The following is a 1,483-nucleotide window of genomic DNA, read 5'->3' as shown; positions in this document are numbered from 1 at the left end:
GCTAGAGGCAATACCGGTGATTTAGGTTGTCTTCCGGCGGGTCGGCCTGGTCTTGGTCGGCCCGACCAGGGTCACGCGGGGAGTGTCCGGCCGGGGCGGATCGTGGTGCTCGGCGCGTTTGAGCTTCCAGTTGGACATCTTGCGCTTGATGACGCGCGGGCTGGAGCGCAACCGCCGGGGTGTCAAGAGCCGTTCGCGGATCTCATGCAGGGCCGTGACCAGTGCCCGGGCCAGCCGAGAGGGGGGAAAATGCCGCCTGGTCGGTGACGTGGCGGCGGACGACGCGCAGAGTGCGGGTGAAGGAAATCCGGTCCGGGTCTTGCTCGGATTGCTGTGCGGCCTGGTGCATTAGGTCTCGCAGAGCGTGGTGTACCAGCAGGAAGGCGAAGATCTCCTGCTCGGCGCCGCGGGGGTGCTGGGAGCGTAGGACTAGGCGGGGGCCTCCGAGATGAGTCTTGATCTCATCCAGCGTGCTCTCGATCTCCCATCGCTGGGCGTACAGCGCGGCCAGCGACGCGGCAGGGGCGGCCTTCGGGTCCAGGATGGTGGTGATCAGCCGGTACACCGTGTCGCTGCCGTCGCGGCCGAGGGTGTACTCGATCACCCGGACCCGGGCCGGGTCGGCGCGACGGTTCTTGTCCCGGGCCGCGACGATCTCCGAGAGGTAGGAGCCGTCCTTCAGCAGGGCCCGGACGGGGAGTACGGCGTCGTTCTTGACCCGCCACAGCAGGTCGGCGCCGGTTGCGGCGGCGGCCCGCCACAGGTCAAAGCCGCGAAAGCCCCGGTCGGCCAGCAGTAGCATCCCTGGCGTCAGTGAGCTGAACAGGCGTTGGGCCAGCTCGGTTTCATGGACAGCCAGCGGTCCGGCCTCGGCCGCGAAGACAGCGTGGGTGCCGCATTCGGCCAGCGCAGCCACCCTCACCTGCGGATAGGCGCTCTTCTCCTGTCCGCGGCTGACTCCCGGGCGGCCGAAGAAGGCGGCATTGGCCTCGGTGTCCGGCACGTCGAAGGTGGTGCCGTCCACCGCGACCAGCCGCCACCCCCGATACCAGGCCCCGCTCGTGTCCTCGGTCGCCACCGGCCGGCACACCCGGGCAAACAGTGCCTTCAGCGGCTCCGGGCCCAGCCGCAGACGGGCCCGGCCGATCGCCGCGGTGGTCGGCACCTGCCAGGTCCCCTTCCACCGGCCCATCCGCTGAAGTCCGTGCGTCAGGAGTCGGGCGACCTCCTCATAGCCCTGCCCAGAGAACAGGCACATCGCCAGCACGAAATAGACCACCACCCGGGCGGGCAGCAGCCGTTGGCGCTGCTCGACCCGGCCACATCCCGCGACCACCTCATCCACCAACTCCGGCGGAAACGCGCGGGTCAGCACCCCAATCGCGATTCGATCCGAAAACCGGTCATCCGACGACGACTTCACCTGTCCGGGCCTTGGCACACCACACCCAACGACCCGAAAACCCCAAAGTCACCGGTATTG

Annotated in this window: 1 protein-coding gene; it reads right to left on the bottom strand. The window is 68.6% G+C overall.

Annotated features, from left to right (window positions below):
- Positions 1 to 202: 202 nt before the first annotated feature.
- Positions 203 to 1,441 (bottom strand): IS4 family transposase, encoded by a 1,239-nt coding sequence (locus AB0D34_RS47260; protein ID WP_362674396.1) that lies wholly within the window; start codon positions 1,439 to 1,441, stop codon positions 203 to 205.
- Between the last annotated feature and the right edge of the window lie 42 nt (positions 1,442 to 1,483).

The organism is Streptomyces sp. NPDC048420 (assembly GCF_040651535.1).
In the GTDB taxonomy this organism is placed as follows: domain Bacteria; phylum Actinomycetota; class Actinomycetes; order Streptomycetales; family Streptomycetaceae; genus Streptomyces.
The sequence above is the reverse complement of the archived record's forward strand: the minus strand, read 5'-3'. Positions and strand labels throughout refer to the sequence as shown.